Below are 22880 nucleotides of genomic sequence, written 5' to 3' on the forward strand. Positions count from 1 at the left end.
CGCCTCTAGAGGAGGGAAAGAGGCATCGGTCGTATCAATCGCCTCTTGGGGGGTCAAGAATCGGGCATACCCCGTTGAGGAGGGGGGCCGGCCGGCGCCTGGGACTTTGACGACCGGCGCCACCCTTGCCATCGTCCCCCTCCCGTGCGCCCGTCCGTCCTCTCCGCCCGCTTCCTGGTGTTGCTCGCGCTGCTCCTACCCCCCCTGGCCCTGTCCGCCCAGGCCTCCGCCGCCAAGCGCGGCGAGCGCCGTGCCGAGACGGAAAAGGTCATCCAGACCGTCATCCAGGGAGGAGCCGTCCCCGCCGCCGTCTCCCGGCTGCGCTACCTGCGCGAGGAGCCCTATGCCGCCGACCTCATCAACGAATCCATGCGCCGGGTGCTGGAGGAGCGGGTCCGCCGCAACCTCGTCGCGGTGCTGGCGGGACTGGACACGCGTTCCGCGGAGCCGGCCCTGGTCCGCTTCGCCGGCGACGGCGACAGCACGGTGCGCATGTACGCCGCGCAGGGCCTGGCCCGGCTGAAGAGCCGCAACGTCCAGGTGCTGCTGCCGCTGCTGGATGACAAGAGCAGTGGGGTTCGCCGGGACGCGGCCCGGGCCCTGGGCGCCTCGCGCAACCCGAAGATGGGCAAGGCGCTGATGGCGGCCGCCAAGCAGGAGCAGGAGCTGGAGGTGCGCGCCATCATGCTGGCCGCCGCGGGTGAGACGGGCGACGCCAAGCAGGTGAAGCCCCTCAAGGAGTACCTGACCAACGACTCGGAGAGCACCCGCTTCGCGGCGGCGCGCGGCCTGTGCCGCCTGGGTTCCCCCGAGGGCTTCGCCTTCGCCAACAAGCTGCTCGGCGCGCAGGACCGCTTCGTGCGCCGGCAGGGGCTGGAGCTGTTCGAGGGAGTCGCCGCCAAGAAGGCCACCCCCGCGCTCAAGCCGCTGCTGGAGGACAAGGACCGGGGCCTGGCGGCCGGCGCCGCGCGCATCCTCTACCAGGGCGGAGACAGCGCCATGCTGGACTGGCTGGTGCTGGCCTCGTGGAACGCCAAGGGCGAAGAGAAGCTGTCGTACGAGAAGGAACTGGAGACGCTCCAGCTCCAGGATGACCGGCGCAAGGCCATCCTCCGAAGGGCGGGCGTGGCGCAATGACGTGGGCGGTGGTGCTGGCCGCGGCGCTCGCCACCCAGGCGACCCCGGCCTCCTCGACGAAGGCCTCCGCCACGCCCGGCGCGGCGCGGATTCTCGACTCCGGCTCGGCGGCGGCCCAGGCGGCCACGGCCACCCCCGCGCGCCCCAACGGCTGGACGGGCATGGACGCGAGCGCCTTCGCCGCCCTGGTGTCGGAGGCGTCCAACGCGCCGTTGACCGAGCGGCTGCTGTCCATGAGCCAGCGCTTCGTCAACACGCCCTACGTCCTGTCTCCGCTGGGAGAAGGCGCGGGCGTCGATCCTGATCCAACGTTCCGCCTGGACGCGGTGGACTGCCTCACCTTCGTCGAGCAGTCCCTGGCGCTGGGGCTCGCGCGCACGGAGCCGGAGGTCGCGCCGCTGCTCGAGCACATCCGCTACGCCCAGGCCCCGGCCTATGAGGACCGCAACCACCTCATGGAAGCGCAGTGGCTGCCCAACAACATCCGCAAGGGCTTCCTGCGCGACGTGACGCGGCGCTTCGGGGGCGAGGACGCGGTGGCCGTCACGAAGACGCTGACGCCCGTGACCTGGCAGTCCCGCTCGTCCCAGGCGCTCCAACTCCCCAAGGCGCGTCAGCCGGTGGGCACCTTCGCGATGAACATGATTCCGCTGGAGCGGGTGATGGAGCATGCGCGCTCCATCCCCTCCGGCACCATCCTCGTGGTGCTGCGCGAGGACCTTCCGCTGAAGGCCACCCGCGTGACGCACCTGGGCTTCGTGGTGCAGCGCAAGGGCCGCACCTACCTGCGCCATGCGTCGCGCGGGGGCTACAACCGTGTCGTGGACGAAGATTTGGAGACCTTCCTCGGCCGCAACTCCCGCTATGCGAAGTGGAAGGTCACCGGGGTGAGCCTCTTCGAGGCCCGCCGTCCGGAGTCCTCCGCGCCCGGCGCCGTCGTCCGCTCGCCCTGACGCTCAGAGGGTGGATGGGGGGGCGGCCGACTGCTCGGTCTCCCGCTCCTCGTCCTCGGCGGCCCTGACGGCCTCGTCGGTGGTGGCCGCTTCCTGGGCCCGCTCCCGCTCGATGAGGGCGGCGGCGCGCTCCTGCTGCTCCTCGGGCACCAGGATTTCCCACCAGGGAAGCAGGGTGCCCGTGGTCAGCTTGTCCACCACGCCGGAGCGACCCGCGCGCACCAGCACCGGGATGTCCGTCTCCTGGAGCAGCTCCACGAAGACCTCCACCATCAGCGGGTTGTCCGTGGTGCCCGCGCGCACGAAGACGCGCTTGTCCAGCTCATGCGGGAGCGGGAGCCCCCGGCTGCGCATCTCTCCTACGTCCACCAACCGTGGGTTGCCTGGACAGTCCGAGCATTGCTCGATGTCGTCCCGGTATTCCGATCCGCACCTGGCGCAGTACTTCATGTCTGTCCCTCCTGCCCGTGGATGTCCTGGAGGGACATAGTAGGTCTGGTGTCCTGCCGCGGCACCGGGGGCCAGTCCTTCCGTTCACTGCCGGGCGTCGTCGCCCTGCCAGCGGCGGGCCTCGTCTCCCAGGCTGCCGACGGCGCTGCTCAACCGCTCCACGTCGATGGGCTTGCGCAGCACCAGGTCACAGTGCTCGGCGCCGTCCACCTGGGTGTAGCCGGAGACGAGGATGACGCGGGTGCGTGGCGCGCGAGCCTTCACCCGCCGGGCGAGCTCCGTGCCACACAGCCCCGGCAGCGACTCGTCCGTCACCACCACGTCCGGGAGCGTGCTCTCGAAGGCCCGCAGGCCCGCGAGTCCGTCGTGGGCGGTGACCACGTCGAACTCGAACTCGAGCAGCTCCGCGAGGAGCTCCCGGCTGTCACCATCGTCCTCTACGAGGAGGACCTTGATTCGCTCGGCACCCATGCGTCTGGGTAACTCTGGCCCTTGTCGGATTCGTCCGCCGCGAGGACGCGGGGACCGGTGCCTCGTTGCCTGGAGGGCAGGCGGGTGGAAGAGCCCCCCTCACCGGCGGGCGGGAGGCTGTCCATCTTCGAGCCTTGGAGGTGATGCCATGAAGGTGTTGATGCGGGGCGTGCATCTGACCCTGACGGAGTCGCTGAGGGACTACCTGCAGGAGCATCTGGTGCGCCACATCGAACGGTATGCGGACGACGAGGCGGCGGAAATCGACATCTCGCTGGTGGACATCAACGGTCCGAAGGGTGGGGTGGACAAGGAGTGCCGGGTGACGGTGCGCATGCCAAACTTCGCTTCCGTGCATGTCACCGAGCGGGCGGAGACGCTGTTTCCCGCCATCGACGCGGCGCGTGACCGGCTGGAGCGCACCCTGCGCAAGGCCGTGGACAAGCGCCGTGACGTGCACACGGACGGGCTGCCCGACGACGTGGCGGCGAACGTTCCGAGCTATTAGCCGGGGGCCTGCCTCGGTGTAGGGCCCGGTCTTCCCGGTCGTCCACCGGGCGGCCGGGCCCGCGTTGTCCGCTGCCCGAATCTTGCTGGGTCCGAATGGTGAACGCTATAAGCGGAACCCTTCACCCATGGGCTAAAGGACGGCGATGGTCCGCCTCAAGTTCCTCCTCTTCGCGTTCCTGGTCATTGGACTGGGGCTTGCTCATCTCCCGATGCTGTCGGGACCGCTTCGCGCGCGCGCGGTGGACGGAGCCACGGCCCAGTCCGCCTCGGGTGTTGCCGAGGTGGCGCGTCGCGTGGACGCGCGTCGCGCGGAGGTGCAGGCGCTGGCGCTGAAGCTGGCCGCCACGCCGGACGTCGCCTCCGCTGTCCACGCGCTGCTTCCCCCCAAGCCCGTCGCCTCCGTGCGGCCCCCATCGCGGGACAAGGACAAGGCCGACGACAAGGACGCCCTCCAGCCGCTGACGGCGGAGCGCTTCACCGCTGTGCGGACGGCCGTCGAGGCCGTGCTGCCCAAGGAGCTCAAGGGCGCGGTGGTGGCGCTGGCCGCTCCGGACGCCGCGTTCCATGCCGTCGCGGGCGCGGAGCCGTCCTCGGATGCCACGAAGCTGGACGTCGCCGCGCTGGCGAAGGCCGGCACCTCGGTGGTGGACGCGCTCGGTGCGGCGCACGTTTTCGCCTCGGTGCCCGTGCTGTGGGGCGGGGACTTCGGCATGCAGCCGGCGGTGACGCTGGTGGTGGGCGCGCCGCTGCTCGACGAGGGCGCGCTGGAGGCCGCGGTGCAGGCCACCGGCGTCTCCGCGCTCGGGTTGGTGAAGGGGGACTCGGTGACGGCCGTGGGGCCGGACAAGTTGCTCGCGGAGGGCTCGCTGGCGCAGGTGGCGGCCAACACGAGCGGAGTGGTGCTGCGCCGCGGCAGCCTCCAGAACCTGGGCCCGCTGGGCCTGCCTCTCATGACGGAGGGCGATGCCATGGGAGGCAAGGCGCCCCTGTCGGTGGGCTCTCGTCGCGCGCTGGAAGGCACGCCGCTGGAAGTGCTCGCGGTGGCCGGGACGCAGCCGGTGCTGGGTGCTCTGGCGGACTACCAGCAGAACGCGCTCGTCGCGCTGGCGGGGCTCCTGGGCCTGACGCTGGTGTGGACGGTGCTGATGGGGGGCTCCCGTTCGGGCTCTGGCGACGACGTGCAGGGCACCTCCGACACGCTCAGCCTGTCGGCCGCGATGGCGGCGAATGCGCAGATGCACGCGCAGGTTCCTCACGCGCCGCAGCCGGTGGCGGCCACGCCGACGCCAGGTCCGCTGCCAGACCCGTTCGCCTCGGCTCCGTTCGCCGCCCCGCCGACGCCGGGCCCGTTGCCGGACCCGTTCGCGCGTGGGGCTCCTCCTCCGGCGGTGGCTCCCCTGTCGGATCCGTTCTCCATGGCGCCCCCGCCTCCGGCGGCCCAGCCCTTCGGCTCGGCGGACCCGTTCTCCATGGCGCCTCCGCCTCCGTCGGCCCAGCCGTTCGGCTCGGGGGACCCCTTCGCGCTGCCGCCTCCGGCCCCCGCGCCGGTGTCGAACCCGTTCGCTTCGGCGGATCCGTTCGCGCAGGCGGATGCGTTCCCGTTCCCCGCGCCGCCTCCCGCGATTCCGCCGCCTCCCGCGGCCAGTCCGTTCGGTTCGTCGGGCGCGTCCATGCCCTTCGAGCCCGAGCCGGGTGGCTTCTCCGCCTCGGGTGAGCCCCTGTCGACGGCGTCGCCTCGTCGCGGCGCTTTCGCCTTCGAGGACCAGCCCACGGCGGCGTACACGCTCCAGCAGGCGGCGAACCCGTTCGCCCTGGCGGCCGCTCAGTCGCCGGACAACCCGGAGACGACGCGCGTCGCGGCCATTCCGCGCGAGCTGCTCCAGGCCAGCGCCCGGCCGGCCGAGGTACCCATTCCGTTGCCGCCTCGCGCGGGGGGCCCCGCCGCCATTCCTCTCCCGGGCGCGGGCCCGTCGGGCAACTCCGCGGTGGCGCTCTCCGAGGAGCAGCACTTCCAGGAGGTCTTCCGCGAGTTCGTCACCACCCGTGAGCGGTGTGGCGAGCCGGCCGATGGCCTGACGTACGACAAGTTCGTGCAGAAGCTGCGCAAGAACAAGGAGCAGCTCGTCCAGAAGTACGCCTGCAAGACGGTGCGCTTCCAGGTCTACGTGAAGGAAGGCAAGGCCGCTCTCAAGGCCACGCCCGTCAAGGACTGAGCGCGGCTTCCACCGCGTGACGACATCCGGGCCCGGGGCGACACATCGCCTCGGGCCTTGTGCTTTTCATGCGCGGGGACTGAAGCGGGCCCGGGCGCTGGCCCCTGGTGATGCTGCCTACGGGGCGCTCGCGGCGCCGGTCGCCATGAGGTCCGCGCGTGGGAGCACCACGCTGAAGCGCGCGCCCTGGCCCGGCTCTCCGCCGACCTCGAGCTTGCCGCCATGCTCCTGGAGGATGCGCGCGGCGATGGCCAGCCCCAGGCCCGTTCCGCCGTCCTTGGTGGTGAAGTAGGGCTCGAAGATGCGGGCGCGGTGCTCGGCGGGGATGCCCGGGCCGCTGTCCTCGACTTCGATGATGGCGTCCGCGTCGGTGCCCTTCACTCGCACGCGCAGGGGGCCGCCCTTGCCGGCCATGGCCTCCTCGGCGTTCTTCACCAGGTTGACCAGCACCTGCGTCAGCATGTCCCGGTCCACGCGCGCCACCACGCCCGTCTGGAGCGCCGGGAGTATCTGGATGCCCTCGGGAGGTGTCGCGTAGAGGGCCAGCACGCTCTGCGTCAGCTCGGACAGATCCACGGGCGCCAGTTGCGGCTTGGGCATCCTCGCGAAGCGGCTGAACTCGTCGACGATGCGCCGCAGCCGGTCCACCTCTTCCAGCACCACGCCCGCGCTCTCCTTGAAGAACTCCGGGAAGCGAGGGTGCCCGGCCTCCTGCGCCGCCAGCAGCGTCTCCAGCGACATGCGGATGGGCGTCAGCGGGTTCTTGATTTCGTGGGCCAGTCGCCGCGCCACTTCCTGCCACGCGGCGATGCGTTCACTGGCCACGAGTCGCTCCGTCGTCGCCTTCAGCTCGGACGTCATGTGGTTGAACGTCCGGACCAGCTCGCCCACCTCGCCCGTGGCGGCGGCCGTCACCTGGACATCCAGCGCGCCTTCCGCCACGCGCCGGGCACCCTCGGTGAGCGCCTCCACCGGCCGGGTCATCCACCGCGACACCAGCAACCCGAGCAGCATGGCGAAGGCGCCGCCCAGTCCGGCCAACAGGAGGAAGGCGCGCATGACGCCTTCCTCGGCCTCGCGCGCGGCGGCACGGCTGAAGACGAGTCGCACCGTGGCGGCGTCGCCCAGGGGCAGCTCGCGCGCCACCGTGGGAGGCAGCGCCGTGCCGGCCCGGGCCAGCTCGGTGTCACCAGAGACGAGCGAGACTTGCGCCTGGGTCAGCCGCGCGAGGTGCTGGGCCAGACTGTCGTCGAGCAGCACCCCGCCCACCGCCCACAGGCGCAGGTCCCCGTAGTCCACCGGGCGCGCGGTGACGAGCGCCGGCATCTGTCGCAGGCCCGAGGAGGTGCGCACCTCCACTCGCACCGGGACGGGCTTCGACGAGGCCACTTTCGTGACGGCGAAGAGGGCCGGGTCCGGGTCTCCGCGCCGCGCGGGCAGGTGTCCGGAGGACAGCACCGTGCCGCCCCGGTCGAAGAGGGCGAGCACCGTCAGTCCCCGCGTCTTCATCAGCGCTTCCGCCGTGCCTGCTTGAATGGCTCGGGTGGGGCGCTCACGGGCCTCGCGGGCGAGGTCCTCCATGGCGGCGCTGTCCACCAGCTCCTCCACCGCGCGTCGGGCGGTGGTGGCCGAGCGCTCCAGTGACTCCTGGGCGCTGGTGGTGGCGGCCTGCATGCGTGCGTCCAGTTCACGGGACAACGTGTCGCGCAGGCGCGAGAGGGTGGGCAGCACCACCACCGCGAGCGGCACCAACGCGAGCAGGGCGAAGGCGAGCGCCAGCCGGGTCCTCAGGCGCAAGGGGCCATCCTCCAGACCGCGCCCCGTGGCCAGGAACTCAAGCGGTCCTTGACGCCCTCCCTCGCACGCGTCACGGGCGCCCCCCGGTCCCCGCTCCCTCGGGTGGAAGCATGAAGGCGCCGTCCAGCATGGGCAGGCCCTGCGCATCCATCACCAGTCCGCCCACTTCCGGCACCACGCGCAGCCCCAGTCCTTGCGCGTACAGCGGGAGCAAGGGCAGCGATGCGGCGAGCGCCAGGGCCCGCTCGCGAACTCGAGCATCCCGCGCCGCCGCGTCCGACAGCGCGCCGATGGCGGGCAGCTCCACGCCCAGCAGGTCCTTGCGCCCCCCCGCGTCCAGCACCACCGCCAGGGCGGGGCCAGGAACAGGCGGAAGGAGCAGCGCGTGCAGCATCAGCTCGAAGTCGCCCTTGGCCCAGCGGGCGCGCAGCGCGGAGCGCGTGAGGGGCTCCAGGGCCACGGTGTAGCCCCGCTCGTGCAGCTTCACCTGGATGCGCTCGGCCACCGCGCGCTGGTCCTCCAGCGCCGCGTCGTAGACGAGCGTCACCGTGCGCGCCGGACCCGATGCGGGCGCCGCCGGGCGAGGCTTGGGCCCCTGTTGCATCAGCGCGGGCGGCAGCAGGTGCGGCATGGGCACCGCCGGACCGCGCACGAAGAGGCGCGTGAGGTCCTCGCGGTCGATGGAGCTCTCCACCGCCTGCCGGAAGTCCGCCGGAACGCGCCGGGGCGAGAAGGCGAGATAGGTGGCGTAGAGCAGCGCGCCCGACGCGTTGTCCGTCTCCGAGGCGACCCCCAGCTCCAACTGTGCCTGCCGGGTGGACCAGAGCCGGGCCAGTCCCCGCTCATCCGTGGAGGTGAGCAGCAGTCGGTCCAGGTACGGGCGCCCACGTGGCCAGCCGAGCTGCGCATCCAGCGTCCCACGCCCCGCCGAGGAGAACGGGCCCGGAGTCGACGAGGCCACGGGCGCGGCCAGGGCCGGGTGGCACAGCGCGCGCTCCAAATCGGGCCACGGAAACGAGAGCGCGAGCTCCAGTGAGGCACCGCTCGCGTTGACCTGCCGTCCCTCGCCGCGCAGCGGATAGAGCAGGGCACGGTAGGGCGAAGCCCCATCGGTGCTGGACAGTCGCATCCACGCACGCGCCAGGGCACCCGCCGTGGCGGCATTGGGGAGCATCACCCGCGCGGATTGCGGAGTGGGGCGCGACAACTCACGGGCCAGCGTGGGGCGCGCCTCGCCTTCCGGTGTCACAGCGCAGACTGGCCGGGACAACAACCCCAGCAGCGTGGCTTCGAGAGGAGTGTCGGCGAGCGCGGGCTCTCCAATCTCGGGCGGTCCGGCATGGGCCACGCGCAGCTCTCCGCCATAACGGGGCCGTCCGGCCGCGAGCGCGGACGCGGAGCCCAGGAGCACGAGACTGGCGAGGGCGATGCGGCGGGACTTCATGGAGCACCCTGGCGAAGGAGGAACAGCTCACCGGTGCCATCCGGCTTCCACAGGCCCACGACCACTTCACGGCGCTCGTCGCCATCCAGGTTGGCCGTCACCACGAACAACGCGCGCCCCGCGGGCAGCGCGCCCTGCCACAGCGGCTCGTGCACCGTGGGGTCTCCTCCGTTGAGGGAGTGGACGCGGAGCACGTCCGGCGAAGGCTGGAGCAGGGTGGACGTGGTGAGCAGCTCCGGCGTGCCGTCTCCGTCCAGGTCGCCCAGGGCACTGCCCGCGCCCAGCGCGCTCAGCCGCGTCGGCGCCGCCCCCGCGCGCGGATAGAGCGAGCCGGTTCCATCCGCGTGCACGAAGAGCATCCTCGGCGGAGCAAGGCTCGCGGTGGTGAAGGGCGCGGAGAGTGTCACGGGCTTGCCGTCCGCGAGCCGCACCTCGGCCTGGAACGCGGTCTGCCCGGGGACGAAGCTTCCTCGCTCCACGGGCCCCAGCGGCGCGCTGTCCAGCGTGCCCACGGGTCGCAGCGTGCTTCGACCCTTCTCCAACACGAGCACCTCACCGTGCGCGCGACGCGTACTCCACGCGGCCAGCCGGGGCGGCCCCGACAACACGGCCAGCGCGCCAAAGGGCTCCCGCGTGGTGGCGTTGCCGAAGGGCAGGGCGCCCAGCTCCCTGCGGGCCAGCAGCCGTCCATCCGCCGCGAAGACGGACACGTCCGCCTCCGTCAGCACCGCGATTTCGTCGCGGCCATCCCCGTCCAGGTCTCCCGCCGCGAGCGCCGCCACGGGCTGCTCCATCCGGACCAGCGTCGCGCCCAGAAGTCGGATGCCCCGAGGACCACTCGTGGGAGGCGACGTCGTCGAGGGGGCCACCGAGGCCAGGGCGAGCACCTCCGCGTCCGCGTCCACCGACTCGACGAGCGCGCCCGACGGCCGAGCGGGACGCGTCGGCGCGCGGCCCGACCAGAAGTTGACCCACGTGCCCAGCGCGTCCCCTCGGGCCCGCAAGGCGCCTGCCTCCACATCCAGCGTCAGCCTCACCAGCGTGCGTGCCCCCTGCGCGCGCGCCACGCCCTCGGCGGCCTCGGCGCTCGCGGCGTCCACCACGGTGGGCGCCAATCCCTCCGCGGACAGTCGCGCCGCGAGCACGCTGCCCACGGCGCGTCGCAGCTCGGCCGAGCCTCCCGAGAAGTACAGCGCCACGGGCGCCTCGGCGGGCAGGGCGCGCACGGAGGCGGACAGCTCCCGTGCGAGTCGCTGGACGGCCGAGGCGGTTTCGTCGGGCGAGGTCTGCGATGCGGCACTGGCCGCGAAGGCGAAAAGCAGCGGTGCGAGGACCCGGGCTCGGCTCACAGACCCTTCCTGTTGCCTTCGTTGAGGAAGAACTCGTCGGTCGTCACCTGGCCCGGAGGCGGGGCCTCGGCGGTGGGCTGGGTGCCCTCGAGGAACGGCTCCAACCGGCCTGGGACGGAGGCGCCGGCCAGCAGCCCGGTAACGGGGTCGATGCGAACCTGGAGGATGCCGGCAGGCACCTCGAAGTCGCGCGCGGGCAGGCCCTCGTGGGCCACGCGCATGAACTGGAGCCAGATGGGCAGCGCGGCGCGCCCACCCGTCTCACTGCTCCCCAGCGGCGAATTGTCGTCGAAGCCCACCCACGCGCTGGCCACCCAGTCCATCGTGTAGCCGGAGAACCACGTGTCCTTGGACTCCTGCGTGGTGCCCGTCTTGCCCGCGGCGGGGCGGTTCAGCTCGCGCACCGCCTTGGCCGTGCCTTCCTCCACCACGCTGCGCATCAGGGACGTGGTGAGGTACGCGACGGCGGGAGCAAGCGTCTCCTCGAAGGCCGGCTGATGCTCCTCCAACACCTTGCCGCGCGAGTCGCGCACGCGCAGCAGCATGAGCGGCTCCGCGTAGCGGCCATTCGATTGGAGCGTGGAGTAGGCGTTCACCGCCTCCAGCATCGTCACCTCGCCGGTGCCCAGCGCCAGCGTCAGGTTCTCCGGCAGCGGCGAGTGGATGCCCGCCCGGCGCGCGAAGTCGATGACGGTGGGGGGCGTGAGCGCCTCGATGAGGCGCACGGACACCGTGTTCTTCGACTTGGTGAGGGCCGTGCGCAGCGTCATCGGCCCTTCGAACCGCCGGTCGTAGTTCTGCGGCTTCCACGCCTTGCCCGTGTACGGGTCCCGGATGGACTCCGGCGCGTCGTTCACTTGAGACAGCGGCGTGTAGCGTCCGCTGCCCAGCGCCGCGGCATAGAGGAAGGGCTTGAATGACGAGCCCGGCTGACGCTTTGCCTGCGTCGCGCGGTTGAACGACGAGCGCGCAGCGTCATACCCGCCCACCAGCGCCACTACGTTGCGGTTCTCCGGGCGGATGACCACGAGGCCACCTTGCACGAGCGGCACCTGGTCCAGCGTGGCCTCCACGAACGCCGGCGCGGGAGGCGCCTTCAGGATGCGCACGTAGACGAGCTGCCCCTTGGCGAACACATCCGAGATGTTCTTGGGCGCGCCCTTGCCCTTCTGCCGGGCCCACGTGACGGTGGAGTACGCAATCTCCGCGGTGCGTCCCACCAGGTCCACGCGCGCCACGTTCCGCTTCTCGTCCAGCTCGGTCACGTAGCCCGTCAACCGCAGCCCTTCCGACAGGGGCTTCAGGAGCACGGCGCGCACCATCAGCTCCTCCTCGGAGGGAGGGGCCTCGTCCTCGGGCGTGAGGTCCGGGCGCTGCTCCTCCGCGCCGTCATCCTCGGTCTCCCCCTTCGGCTCCGGCGCCGCCGCCTTCTCCGCCTGCGCGAGCGGCGCCAGGTCCGCCACGTAGCCCTGGTCCTTCAGTCGGCGGCCCGCCTCTTCGATGCGCGTGGCGACCATGCCGCGCAGGCGAGCCCACTTCTCATCTTCCAGCGTGCCGCGCGGCCCCCGGTAGCCCTGTCGCCTGTCCACGGCCTCCAGGCCTTCACGCACGGCCTGCTCGGCGGCGACCTGGAGCTTGGGCACCATGGCGATGTCCACCCGCAGGCCACCATTCATCACCGCGTGCTCGCCATAGCGCTCGATGAGCGTGCGACGAATCTCCTCCGCGTAGTACGGGCCCACGCCCCGCTCGGGACGCGGGGCCAGGACGATGGGCTTGTCCAGCTCCGCTTCCGCCACGTCGCGTGGCACGAAGCCGTGGTTGGCCATCTGCCCGAGCACGTACCGCTGACGCGACTTCGCCCGCGTCATGTTCGTCTCCGGGTTGATGCGATGGGGAATCTGCACCGTGCCCGCCAGCACCGCGGCCTCGCCCACACTCAGTTCCTTGGCGTGCTTGCCAAAGTAATAGAGCGCGGCCTCCTCCACGCCGTAGCGGCGCTTCCCGTAATAGGACTGGTTGATGTAGAGGCCGAGAATCTGGTCCTTGGTGAGCGCCTCCTCGACGCGCGGGGTGAGGATCCACTCGCGAATCTTGCGCGACAGGCTGCGCTCGGGCGTGAGCAGCAGGTTCTTCACCACCTGCTGCGTAATCGTGGACGCGCCGGACTTGCGACTGCCGGGGATGAGGTTCTTGATGGCGGCGCGGGCGATGCCGAACGGGTCCAGGCCCACGTGCTTGTAGAAGTCCGCGTCCTCGGCGGCCAGGAAGGCGTCGCGGACATGGGGCGGCAGGTCGGCGACGCGCACCACCGTGCGCTTCTCGAACGCGTACTCGGCGCAGATGCTCCCATCCGCGCACGTCACCTTGGTGACCTGGGGCAGCTCGTAGTGCTGGAGCGCGTCCACCGAGGGCAAATCCCGGCTGTAGTAGACGTACGCCCCCACGCCGACCAGCACGACGAGCAGCAGGCCCACGGCGCCGGTGATGAGCAGCCGCCGGGTCCACTTCCAGAGGCGCGCGCCAAACCCGGGGCGTGGCGGAAGGGGCGCGGGCGCCGGGGCGGGAGGCGGGGGAGCTTCGGGCGGAGTGGGCATCACAGGGGCCAGGGTCATGTGCTTCTCGACGGGGGCTGCACGTTAGACCAAGTCCGATTCTGAATTCGGGAATCGGACCGGGCCGCACCTGGAGGCTGTCCTCCAGGCAGGGGAGCGCTACGGCGCTTCGGGCATCGGGGAGAGCGCCTCCCGTGCCCGAGGCTCGGGCGAGTCCAGGTCCACCTGGGCCACGCGGCTCAGGCGGTCCGCGTTGACGCGGGCCTGCACATAGCGCGGGGACAGCCGGGTGGCGGTGCCGTACGCGGCGCGGGCCTCTTCCTTGCGGCCCAGTCGCTCCCACGCCACGCCGAGGTTGTTGTGCACGTAGGCCACGTTCGGCAGCAGCTCCGCGGCTTGCGTGAGCACCTCGGCGGCCTTCGCGTTCTCTGCCGCGCGCAGGTACGCGAAGCCCAGGTTGTTGAGCGCGTAGCCATGCTCGGGGTCCAGGTGCACGGCCTGCTGGAAGCGGAGGATGGCCGACGCCAGCTCCCCGCCCACCAGGTGCGCGCGGCCGAGCACCTGGTACGCCTCCGCGTCCTCCGGAGCGCGCAGCACCGCCTCCTCGCCCACGCGCACCGCCTCTCCGTGGCGCCCCAGGGACACGAGCAGTCGGGCCTGCTGGATGAGGGCCCCCGCGTCCTCGGGCACCAGGCTCCCCAGCCGCGCGTACGCCAGCAGCGCGACGTCGGACTGGCCCTGGAGGCGGGCGAGCCGGGCGGCCAGCGTCAGCGCGTCCGTGTCGGCCGGGTCGTCATGCAGCGCGCGACGCACCTCGGTGAGCGCGCCGGACACGTCGCCCAGCTCGCGCAGGGAGCGCGCGCGGCCCAGGTGGTCCACGCGTCGACCGTGCTCGTGGGTGAGCGCCAGGACATCCTCGGGCGCCGGGCGGGGAGGCTGCCCGACGGTGGGGCTCGGGCCTTCCGGCGGGGCGAGGGGAATGGGGAGGGGAGCCTCGGTGAAGCCCTGGACCGCCTCATGGCCCGTGCCCGCGTCGCGGGTGCGCGCCGCGTGCTGGTCGGCGAGGGCGAGCCACGGGCGCCACGTGGCCGGCAGGGGCACGTCGCTCCACGCGGCCAGGCCGAGCGCGGCGAGGCAGGTGGGCAGCAGGGACTTCTTCAGCGCGGGGGGCAGGGTGAAACCCAGGGTGCGGCGGGTGGCCTTCCTCGTCCTCGGGCTCATGGCGACCTCGACTCCAGGCGGGGCGTCCGAGAAGGACGCTCCGGGCGGACACCTGTGGGCGTCCTCCCACCCGGGGCTATTGCGATGGCCGTGCCAGGGGCCTGCCCCGAGGGCATGAGACAGGGTGTGTCCCTGGGGCCGCACGCGAGGGGAAAACCGTGGCGGGGGCGTGGGTGTCGTGCGACGGTGCCCGCGATGAAAATCGCCACCTGGAACGTGAACTCGGTGAGGGCCCGTCAGGAGCGGCTGCTCGAGTGGCTGAAGAGCGCGCAGCCGGACATCCTCTGCCTTCAGGAGCTGAAGTGCACGGAGGACGACTTCCCGATGGAGGCCGTGCGCGACGCCGGCTACCACGCGGCGGTCCACGGGCAGAAGACCTACAACGGCGTGGCCATCCTCGCGAAGGAGGAGCCGCGCGACGTGGTGAAGGGGCTGTCGGACGGCGTGGATGACACGCACGCGCGCCTCATCGCCGCGACGGTGGCCGGCATCCGCGTGGTGAGCGCGTACGCGCCCAATGGCCAGACGGTGGACTCGCCCCAGTACGAGTACAAGCTCGAGTGGTACGGCCGCCTGCGGCGCTACCTGGACACGCGGCACAAGCCCGACGAGGCGCTGGTGCTCGGCGGCGACTGGAACGTGGCGCCCGAGGACATCGACACCTACGACCCGAAGCTGTGGGAGGGCCAGACGCTCTTCACGCTGAAGGAGCGGGATGCGCTCCAGCGGCTGCGCGCGTTCGGACTGACGGATGCGTACCGGAAGCTGTACCCGGACACGCAGCGCTTCTCGTGGTGGGACTACCGGATGCTCGGCTTCCCGAAGAACCTGGGGCTGCGCATCGACCACCTCTACGTGTCGGCGCCGCTGGTGCCCAGGCTGACGGGCTCGGACACGGACCGCGAGGCGCGCAAGGGCAAGCAGCCCTCGGACCATGCGCCGGTGTGGTTGGAACTGCGGGACTGAAGTGGGGAGGACAGGCGTGATTCAGCTGCGATGGCCGATGTTGTGCGTGGGGCTGGGGATGTTCCTCGTGGGCTGTGCGTCCGCGGGCAAGCCGCCCGAGGCCGCGGAGGCGCCCGAGCCCGTGCCCGCGCACCAGTCCTTCACGCTGGAGTCCGCGAAGCTGAAGGAGGTCCGCCACATCGCCGTCTACACGCCTCCTGGCTACGACGCGGCGAAGGACACGCGCTTCCCGGTGCTCTACATGCCCGACGGTGGGCTCAAGGAGGACTTCCCGCACGTCGCCTCCGCCGTGGACGCGGCCATTCGCGCGGGCGAGCTGCGGCCGCTGCTCGTGGTGGGCGTCGAGAACACGGTGCGGCGGCGCGACATGACGGGCCCCACCACGGTGGCCACCGACAAGGAGGCCGCGCCCATCTCGGGAGGCTCGGACGCGTTCCGGGCATTCTTTCGCGACGAGCTGATGCCGGAGGTCCGCCAGCGCTATCGCGTGACGGAGGAGCGGGCCATCATCGGGGAATCGCTCGCGGGACTGTTCATCATGGAGACGTTCTTCCTGGAGCCGGAGCTGTTCGGCACGTACCTCGCGCTGAGCCCCAGCATCTGGTGGAACGCGGAGTCGCTGGTGCGTCAGGCGGGTGAGCGACTCACGGCGCGCTCGGACCTGAAGGCCGCGCTGTACGTGTCCTCCGCGAACGAGGTGGATGACATCGTCCCCGCCGTCGAGCGGCTGCGCGAGGTCCTCCGGGTGAGCGCGCCCGCGGGCTTGAAGTGGGAGGTCGAGCCTCGGCCGGACCTCCGCCACGACAACATCTACCGGTCCACCGCGCCGGCTCTGCTGCGCAAGTGGCTGCCTCCGGTGGCCGCCGAGACCGCGCGGTAGGGCCGTTGTCGCGGGGGACCGCCGAGAGCGCCCCGCCTTCACTCCTGGCCTGGATTAGAGTCGGCGCCCCATGCCCGTCATCCGACTCGATTGTACGAAGTGCGACCGGACGTTTGCGCCGGGCGCCGTGCTGAACCTGTGCACGTCCTGCAGTGCTCCCCTCTTCGCGCGCTACGACCTGGAGCGCGCGGCGAAGACGCTTCGGCCCGAGGCCCTGGCGACGCGGGAGCGCTCCATGTGGCGCTATCACGAGGTGATGCCCGTGGAGGACCCCGCGCAGCGGCTCAGCCTGGGCGAAGGCTACACGCCGCTGCTCCATGCGCCGCGCCTGTCGGAGTGGCTGGGGCTGAAGCGCGTCATGGTGAAGGACGAGGGCGGAAATCCCACCGGCTCGTTCAAGGCGCGCGGCCTGTCGGCGGCGGTGTCCATGGCGAAGGTGCTGGGGGCGAAGGCGGTGTGCCTGCCCTCCGCGGGCAACGCCGGGAGCGCGCTGGCGGCCTATGCGGCGCGGGGTGGCCTGGAGGCGCATGTCTTCGTGCCCAAGGACATCGCGAGCCTCTTCCTCATGGAGACCCGTGCCTACGGCGCGCACGTCGAGACGGTGGACGGCCTCATCACCGACGCGGGCAGGGTGTGCGCCAGCCTCGCGCGTGAGCATGGCTGGTACGAGTGCGCCACGCTGAAGGAGCCCTACCGCGTGGAGGGCAAGAAGACGATGGGCTACGAGCTGGCGGAGCAGCTGGATTGGACGCTGCCGGACGTCATCCTCTACCCGACGGGCGGAGGCACCGGACTCATCGGCATGTGGAAGGCGTTCGAGGAGATGGAGACCATGGGGCTCATCGGCTCGAAGCGTCCCCGGATGGTCGCGGTGCAGGCGGAGGGCTGCGCGCCCATCGTCAAGGCGCATGCGGAAGGCCAGCCGGATGCGCCCATGTGGCCCGGGGCGACGACGCACGCGCACGGCCTTCGCGTGCCGAAGGCGCTGGGCGACTTCCTCATCCTCAAGGCCGTGAAGGACAGCCGGGGCACGGCCATCTCCGTCACCGAGGAGGAAATCGTGCAGGGCACCAAGGAGCTCGCCGCCTCCGAGGGACTCTTCGCGGCGCCCGAGGGCGGGGCCTGCGTGGCCGCGCTGCGCAAGCTCCAGTCCGCGGGCCAGGTGGCGCCGGACGAGTCCGTGGTGGTCTTCAACACGGGCACGGGCTTCAAGTACGTGGAGAACATGGCCCCGCTCTGGTGATCGCGGCCACGAGCCCCGTCGACAGCGGCGTCGCCTCCTTCGTCGAGGTGCGCCGCGATTCCCAAGCGGGCTTCGCGGCAAGGTGCGGTGCGTCAAGGCCCGGCCGAGTCCCTCAAGGGGCAACGAGTCGCACCTGAATCGCGGTGCGGCGCCCAGGATGAGCGACGCGCTCGATGCGCCACTTGAACGGCGAGCACCCGTGCAGGAAGCGCCGCGGGTGGTCCAAGATGGGGAGTGCGCCCAATAGAAGCCACGCTCGACTCGTGACGCGCCACGGGTGCGCCTCGAACGGTGAGGAGTCTCCCTTGAATCATGTCCCGCGCCGCCCGCTGAGAGCCGCACCCCGCGATGTTTCCTCCAGCGCGAGCAGTCCCTCGCCCGGAGAGCCCGCCCTCCTGTGTGAGGGCACTGGCCGCGCGAAGGTGCGCCGGGAGGTTTGGGGGGGCTCGGGGCGGCGGGTGCGTGTCTTCGTGGGTGGAGTACTGGCCCTGTGCCTTACCCACTGCGCGACCTCACCCACGGCCTCGCGCACGGCCCCACCGCCACAGGCCCCTGAAACGCCCACCGTGGCCTCGGATGGCCGCGTGCATGCCCGCCCCCATGCGGCGACCACCGAGCCAGGGCCGCTGGGGCTGCATCCGCTGGGCCTTGGTGGCGCGCGGGACGGACTGCTCTACGTGCCCCGCTCCTATCGCCCGGAGCAGCCCGCGGCGCTGATGCTGGTGTTGCACGGCGCGAGGGGAAACGCGGGACAGATGCTGGAGGCGATGCAGGCGTTCGCGGAGGCCGAAGGCCTCATCCTGTTGATACCGGAGTCGCGAGGCGTGACGTGGGACCACAAGCTGGCCACCCCGGGCGCGGACCTGGCATTCCTCGACCGGGCCCTGGCCCACGTCTTCGCGCGCTATGCCGTGGCAAAGGAACGTCTCTCCGTCGCGGGCTTCTCGGATGGGGCGTCGTATGCGCTGGCGCTCGGCATCCTCAACGGAGACCTGTTCCCGCGCATCCTCGCCTTCTCACCCGGGTTCGTTCACGCGGCGGAGCCTCGGGGTGTGCCGCGCGTCTTCATCTCCCACGGGGACAAGGACGCGGTGCTCCCCGTCGAGCAGGCGGGCCGGCGCATTGTCGCCGAGCTGGGCGCCGCGGGCTTCGACGTGCGCTACCACGAGTTCGCGGGCGGCCACTCCCTTCCCGCAGACGTCCTCCGCGTCGCCGCACAATGGCTTCGCGAGACGACCGCGCCCGTGAGCGCGGAGTGACTCACGGGCGGGGCTTCCGTTCAGCTCACAGCCACTTCGGACGAACCCAGTCCAGGAGGCCATCCTTGGCGCGCTTGAAGGGCTCCGTCACGTTGTCCCAGACCTCCTTGCCCGCGTCCTTCACGCCGTCGACAATCTTGTCCTTGAGTTCCTTCAACTCCCCCGTGGCCTTGGAGAAGTCCCAGTTCGGGTCGCCCTTGCCCTCGCGCAGTTGCTTCACCGCGTCGTCGAGGTAGGCGGTGTGGTCCTTGCCGCCTTCGCCGACGAAGGGACGCTTGCCGTCGAAGTAGCCCTGTTTGACGGCGTCCTGGATGAGCTCGCCCTGCTGCTCGGGGTTGAGGTCTCCCCACTTCTTGCCGGACTTGATGCCCTCTTCCCAGTTGTAGCCCTGCCCCGCGCTCTGGGCGACCAGGGCCTTGGCCGCGTAGTCCGCGCCATGGTTCTGGTATTGCCAGACGTGGGTGGCCTCGTGGGTGAGGAGGTCCTTGGAGGGCGGGAAGTTGGACGAGCCGTCCTGCTTCGTCGGGTTGACGAGAATCTTGTTCCCCACCGTGAAGGCGGGCGTGTAGCGCGTGAGGTTGTCGAAGAGCGCGGCCGGGCCGTTGACCACGCTGACCTTGTCCAGGTCCACGCTGTCGCCGAAGACGCCCTTCAAGTCCTTCTTCTGCGCGTCCGTCAGCGCCTGACCCTCGACCTTGTCGGCCGCATCCTGGACCTTCTTGAGGATCTCCTTGCCGGGAATGGGCACGGAGGGAATGAAGTCATCCACGATGTTCCGGGTCACCGACTGCGCCACCGGCTTCGCCTGCGGCTTGGGCGCTACTTCTTCCTCGGGCCGGCGGTAGACAGGCTGTCGCTTCTCGATACGAACAGGGGCCATCGCGTGACTCCTCTTGGGGAGGGGGGCTGAGTCATTTGAATTGTCTGAAGTCGCCTCCGCTTTGTTTCCTCAAATTGTGAGATGTGTGAGTCCATGACGACGCCACCGCCCGAGCCCCTCCCTTTTCCGGAGAGCCTCTGCCATCGCTGCGCGGCGCCCCCGCGCTATGTCCAGACGCGGACATCCGTCTTCATCATGTGCCCGCTGTTGCCTGGGAAGTATCCGCCGCAGCCGGTGCGGGCTTGCGCGCTCTTCCGCCCCGCGGAATCCAATCCCAGTTGAAAGGGATGAGGGCAACGGAGGGAGCAGGCCCTCGTTGTCGCGGGCAGGTGGGCGAGGAGGGCGATTGCGAGTGCTTCTGGCCGTCCCCAATTGTGGCGCGCAGTCCAGTCACTGGGAGGAGGGACTTGATGGTCGCCAGGAAGAGCACGCGCGCCTCGACGCGCACCCGTACGATGACGCCCCGGAAGAAGCGGACCGTTTCCCGCACGAGCCGCGCCAAGCCGCGTCGTGTCAATGCGACGAGTCGGCGCCGCGTGGGGGCCCGAGTCACCACGGCCAGCAGCAGGTACACGCGGCCCGCGCTGAGGGAGCGCATCAAGAAGCGCCTCATGGCGGGCACCCGAGGCGGACGCGCGGGCCAGTGGAGCGCTCGCAAGGCGCAGCTCCTGGCGACGGAGTACGAGAAGGCCGGGGGCGGCTATCGCGGCCGGAAGACGGGCACCCAGAAGTCGATGGTGGCGTGGACCCGCGAGGCGTGGGGGACTCGGACCGGCGGCACACGTGCGCGTCGCGGGGCCACCACTGCTCGCTACCTGCCGAAGGAGGCCTGGGGCCGGCTCAGCGCGCGGCAGAAGCAGGCAACGGACCGCCGCAAGCGGATGGCATCGCGTCGCGGGCAACAGTACGTGGCGAACACGCCTGCCGCGCGTCGCGCTCGCAAGATGGCGTCACGGCGATGACGCCCAGGAGTCCCGCCGTGGGGTGATGCACGGCGGGCTCCCGGTTCAGTGGCACCGCCACGAAGTTCCCTGGAAACGCCACTCGAGGCGACGGGCGCGGTGCCACTTCGGGAGGAGGCGTGTTGGCTTCTCTCCACTTGTCCTCCGAGCGGCCGTGTTGTTCGCGGACGTGGAGCCTCAGGCCGCCTCGGGTGAGGAGGGCTGGAAGTTTGGCGCGACGATTCGGGCGAGCTGGGGCATCCGGCCGTGTTTGCACTCCACGAGGAACGCGTGGAGCGACTCCGCGGACAGTCCGTGCAGCATGAGGCGGAAGCCCGCGCGCAGCGTGGTCAGGGGCACCATGGGGTGGCGGTTGTTCACCAGGGCGACGAGTCCCGGGGCCTGGAGCAGCGTGGCCACGTAGATGGCGATGGTCTCGTCCAGTTGCAGCGAGTTGCTCGCGCGCCAGAAGTCCCGGTCGGTGAGGAACAGTTGGTAGACGGGGGTGAAGACCTCAATCGCGGACTGGAGGTCGAGGAAGTTCGTCCACCGGTTGGGCAGCTCCTCCAGGGGGAACTCGTCCGACACGCCGCTGAAGTCCAGCCGCGTGGGAGGGGTGAGCGTCTTGCCCTGGTCTCTGAGCGCGCGGTTCAGGCGGATGACGAAGTTGAAGAGGTTGAGGTCGTGGTTGAGGAAGATCTCATCCTTGACGTGCTCCAGGTTCGTCGGACGGATGGGGCTGGTGGGGACGTTCAGCTCCTTCGTGTTCCGGGCGATGAAGTCGAGAATCTCCGAGCCCACGTGGAAGTGACGCAGGATGAGGAAGTTCGCCTCGGGGCTGACCCAGACGCGCAGGCCCCAGGCGAGCAGCCGGTGCAGCCACTTCGACGAGGTGAAGCGGTTGGGGATGAAGATCTTCATCACCTGGAAGAGGACGATGTACATCCGGGCGAGTGGCCGGACGACGGGCAGCAGGAACTGTCGTGAGCGCGAGCGCTGGTCCACGAGCAGGGCCGCCTTGGTGCGCTCATGCATGGGCAGGCTGCGGTCCAGGAACAGCGCCACCCAGGGGTCCGGGTCCCTCGGGTCATGCGGTTGATTGTTCAGCAGCTCGATGGGGTCCATGGTGTGCCTCTCGCAAGGAGCTTAGCGGGTGGGCAGCTCGCGGAAGATGAGACCGTCGAGCCCCAGCCTGCTGACTGTCTCCCTGAAATGCTCAGTGCCGATGACCATGGAGGCGAAGTTCCCCACGCGAAACAGGTCCAGCTCGGACGGGAGTGAAGCCGCGTCGAGGATGGGGTCCTCGGGGCGACTGAATCCATGTCGCCCGCAGGTGGGGCAGGGTGGAGGTACCTCTGGGGGAATGCAGTCAGGATGAAGTCGACCGTGTGGTTCGACCTGTAGCTCAAGGAGGTCCGGTCCGTTCTTGCTTCGGAAGCGCAGTTCGGTGGGGCAACCGAGCAATCCACGCACCCGTTCCGCGACCAGCGCATCAAGGACATCGCGCTGCACGAGAGGCTTGAGCCCCGCCACCCAGGAGATGCGAGCGAACTGGCCGCTGGCCCTGCCCGTCAGCGGTCCGAAGCCTGTTCCGGGGGGCAGCAATGCATGCGGCGGCGCAAGGGGGCGCACCAATTCTCGCAGTCGAGCGAACTCGGGGATTGGCTCGGGCCTGGCCCTCTCGAACTCCCGATGCTCTGGCAGTCGCGAGAGGTCAACTGCGGGGTACTCGTATCCCACGTCACTCCAGTTGGCGCCGCAGTCGTGGCAGCTCACACCGGGCAGGGCCCACTTGTGCCAGCCGTCCACGTCTCCGCTGTACTTCGCCCTCAGCGCTTTGTCCTCGCGCACCCAGAAGAAACGCCTCATCCGTCTTCACGCTCCCGGGCGGGAATAGTAGGGCTGGATGGGGCCGCCGACGAGGTCGAACCGATGAATGAGCTCCCCCGCGTGCTTGAAGATCTCCGGAGGAGCGGCTCGTGGGTTCTGCTCCTTGAAGTCACGCCACGCATCGTTCCACGCGCCCCCTCGTGGGGTGCCATCGTGAATCCTTCGGTGGACAGCCACCGGAATGGGCATGGTGTAGTGGTGAATCTTCACGCCTTGCTGCTCGAACCACTCCGCCAGATCTCTCGACTGCGGAAAGATGTGGTGCTTTTCCCAGCGTCCCTGTGTGAGCTGCCGCGACGGTGGGATGACCTGTGCGCGAGCGCCATTCCAGTTGGGGAACGTCATGATGGCGCCGCGGGGCAGATTCTGGGCCCCGGCCCAATTTCTCCGGGGCCCACTTCCGGGGGCCGCTGCTGCTGCTGGAGGTCTTGAGGGAGGAAAGCGCGCCAGCTCCACCTCGCTGGGCATGTCCTCGCAGCGATAGAGCCCGCAGGTCTCTCGTAGGCACAGAAGCGTCACGCACTGGTCGTCCTCCGGTGTGTGGCACTCTTCCTCCGCCTCATCCCATGCCTGTTGAATGGATGGCTTGCCGACGGTGGTGCAGCCCAGCCATCCCACCGCGACCAGCAACAGCCAGAACGAGTCAGGGATTCGCATGGGCCACGACGGTACTGTCCCAGCCTGTCATGACGAAAGACGTGGGGGTTCTGCCCAGCGCCCC

21 protein-coding genes are annotated in these 22880 nt (G+C 70.5%); 10 read left to right on the plus strand and 11 right to left on the minus strand.

Annotated elements, in window-relative coordinates:
- The first annotated feature begins 144 nt into the window (after positions 1–144).
- Together HUA75_RS04900 and HUA75_RS04905 are read left to right on the plus strand one after the other, a co-directional pair.
- Positions 145–1137 carry a HEAT repeat domain-containing protein gene (locus HUA75_RS04900; protein WP_141644114.1) on the plus strand — a complete coding sequence of 331 codons (993 nt, stop codon included), beginning with the start codon at positions 145–147 and terminating at the stop codon, positions 1135–1137.
- Entirely contained in the window at positions 1134–2090 is a 957-nt protein-coding gene (locus HUA75_RS04905; protein WP_141644113.1) for an N-acetylmuramoyl-L-alanine amidase-like domain-containing protein, read from the plus strand. The genes HUA75_RS04900 and HUA75_RS04905 overlap by 4 nt, the downstream gene beginning before the upstream one ends.
- Positions 2091–2093: 3 nt before the next feature.
- On the opposite strand, the gene HUA75_RS04910 is transcribed toward HUA75_RS04905, so the two are convergent.
- Positions 2094–2540, minus strand: coding sequence for a putative signal transducing protein (locus HUA75_RS04910; protein WP_174485666.1), 447 nt, complete (start codon positions 2538–2540; stop codon positions 2094–2096).
- Between the two features lie 84 nt (positions 2541–2624).
- Complete coding sequence (locus HUA75_RS04915; RefSeq protein ID WP_174475543.1) at positions 2625–3011, minus strand: response regulator; 387 nt, start codon at positions 3009–3011, stop codon at positions 2625–2627.
- A 148-nt stretch (positions 3012–3159) separates the two neighbouring features.
- On the opposite strand from HUA75_RS04915, the gene hpf reads away from it, so the two are divergent.
- Together hpf and HUA75_RS04925 are read left to right on the plus strand one after the other, a co-directional pair.
- Positions 3160–3519 carry a ribosome hibernation-promoting factor, HPF/YfiA family gene (hpf, locus tag HUA75_RS04920; protein ID WP_141644110.1) on the plus strand — a complete coding sequence of 120 codons (360 nt, stop codon included), beginning with the start codon at positions 3160–3162 and terminating at the stop codon, positions 3517–3519.
- A 145-nt stretch (positions 3520–3664) separates the two neighbouring features.
- Positions 3665–5734, plus strand: a complete 2070-nt coding sequence (locus HUA75_RS04925) for an MXAN_5187 family protein (RefSeq protein ID WP_174485667.1) — start codon at positions 3665–3667, stop codon at positions 5732–5734.
- 117 nt (positions 5735–5851) lie between these two features.
- Here HUA75_RS04925 and HUA75_RS04930 read toward each other — a convergent pair whose 3' ends face one another.
- The 5 genes from HUA75_RS04930 to HUA75_RS04950 all read right to left on the minus strand — a co-directional run bounded on the left by HUA75_RS04930 (position 5852) and on the right by HUA75_RS04950 (position 14100).
- Complete coding sequence (locus HUA75_RS04930) at positions 5852–7531, minus strand: PAS domain-containing sensor histidine kinase (protein ID WP_174485668.1); 1680 nt, start codon at positions 7529–7531, stop codon at positions 5852–5854.
- 70 nt (positions 7532–7601) lie between these two features.
- Positions 7602–8975: a peptide ABC transporter substrate-binding protein gene (locus HUA75_RS04935; RefSeq protein ID WP_174485669.1), complete on the minus strand. Its 1374-nt coding sequence runs from the start codon at positions 8973–8975 to the stop codon at positions 7602–7604.
- Positions 8972–10324, minus strand: a complete 1353-nt coding sequence (locus tag HUA75_RS04940) for a VCBS repeat-containing protein (RefSeq protein ID WP_174485670.1) — start codon at positions 10322–10324, stop codon at positions 8972–8974. The genes HUA75_RS04935 and HUA75_RS04940 overlap by 4 nt, the downstream gene beginning before the upstream one ends.
- Entirely contained in the window at positions 10321–12939 is a 2619-nt protein-coding gene (locus HUA75_RS04945) for a penicillin-binding protein 1A (RefSeq protein ID WP_174485671.1), read from the minus strand. Before HUA75_RS04945 ends, HUA75_RS04940 begins: the two co-directional genes overlap by 4 nt.
- A 99-nt stretch (positions 12940–13038) precedes the next feature.
- Positions 13039–14100 (minus strand): tetratricopeptide repeat protein, encoded by a 1062-nt coding sequence (locus HUA75_RS04950; RefSeq protein ID WP_174485672.1) that lies wholly within the window; start codon positions 14098–14100, stop codon positions 13039–13041.
- Between the two features lie 195 nt (positions 14101–14295).
- Here HUA75_RS04950 and xth point away from each other — a divergent pair, with 195 nt between their 5' ends.
- The 4 genes from xth (at position 14296) to HUA75_RS04970 (ending at position 18448) form a co-directional block, all read left to right on the plus strand.
- A complete protein-coding gene (xth, locus tag HUA75_RS04955; protein ID WP_141645701.1) occupies positions 14296–15066 on the plus strand; it encodes an exodeoxyribonuclease III in 771 nt (256 codons plus the stop codon).
- A 37-nt stretch (positions 15067–15103) separates the two neighbouring features.
- Entirely contained in the window at positions 15104–15946 is an 843-nt protein-coding gene (locus HUA75_RS04960) for an alpha/beta hydrolase-fold protein (protein ID WP_174485915.1), read from the plus strand.
- A 70-nt stretch (positions 15947–16016) separates the two neighbouring features.
- A complete protein-coding gene (locus tag HUA75_RS04965) occupies positions 16017–17189 on the plus strand; it encodes a threonine synthase (protein WP_174485673.1) in 1173 nt (390 codons plus the stop codon).
- 566 nt (positions 17190–17755) lie between these two features.
- Complete coding sequence (locus HUA75_RS04970; RefSeq protein ID WP_174461622.1) at positions 17756–18448, plus strand: alpha/beta hydrolase; 693 nt, start codon at positions 17756–17758, stop codon at positions 18446–18448.
- A gap of 25 nt (positions 18449–18473) precedes the next feature.
- On the opposite strand, the gene HUA75_RS04975 is transcribed toward HUA75_RS04970, so the two are convergent.
- Entirely contained in the window at positions 18474–19328 is an 855-nt protein-coding gene (locus HUA75_RS04975) for a DUF4157 domain-containing protein (protein ID WP_141645703.1), read from the minus strand.
- A 93-nt stretch (positions 19329–19421) separates the two neighbouring features.
- On the opposite strand from HUA75_RS04975, the gene HUA75_RS47855 reads away from it, so the two are divergent.
- Positions 19422–19610 carry a hypothetical protein gene (locus HUA75_RS47855; protein ID WP_141645704.1) on the plus strand — a complete coding sequence of 63 codons (189 nt, stop codon included), beginning with the start codon at positions 19422–19424 and terminating at the stop codon, positions 19608–19610.
- Positions 19611–19738: 128 nt separating this feature from the next.
- On the plus strand, positions 19739–20290 hold the full coding sequence (locus HUA75_RS04980) for a hypothetical protein (protein ID WP_141645705.1): 552 nt from the start codon (positions 19739–19741) through the stop codon (positions 20288–20290).
- A 177-nt stretch (positions 20291–20467) separates the two neighbouring features.
- On the opposite strand, the gene HUA75_RS04985 is transcribed toward HUA75_RS04980, so the two are convergent.
- From HUA75_RS04985 to HUA75_RS04995, 3 genes are read right to left on the minus strand one after another with little or no spacing between them, the layout of a single operon-like run.
- Positions 20468–21394: a hypothetical protein gene (locus tag HUA75_RS04985; protein WP_174466777.1), complete on the minus strand. Its 927-nt coding sequence runs from the start codon at positions 21392–21394 to the stop codon at positions 20468–20470.
- A 21-nt stretch (positions 21395–21415) separates the two neighbouring features.
- On the minus strand, positions 21416–22138 hold the full coding sequence (locus HUA75_RS04990; protein WP_174485674.1) for a double-CXXCG motif protein: 723 nt from the start codon (positions 22136–22138) through the stop codon (positions 21416–21418).
- A gap of 6 nt (positions 22139–22144) precedes the next feature.
- Positions 22145–22816 carry a TIGR02269 family lipoprotein gene (locus HUA75_RS04995; protein WP_174485675.1) on the minus strand — a complete coding sequence of 224 codons (672 nt, stop codon included), beginning with the start codon at positions 22814–22816 and terminating at the stop codon, positions 22145–22147.
- Positions 22817–22880: the final 64 nt, after the last annotated feature.

It is taken from the genome of Myxococcus sp. CA040A (assembly GCF_013336725.1).
Taxonomy (GTDB): Bacteria; Myxococcota; Myxococcia; order Myxococcales; family Myxococcaceae; genus Myxococcus; species Myxococcus llanfairpwllgwyngyllgogerychwyrndrobwllllantysiliogogogochensis.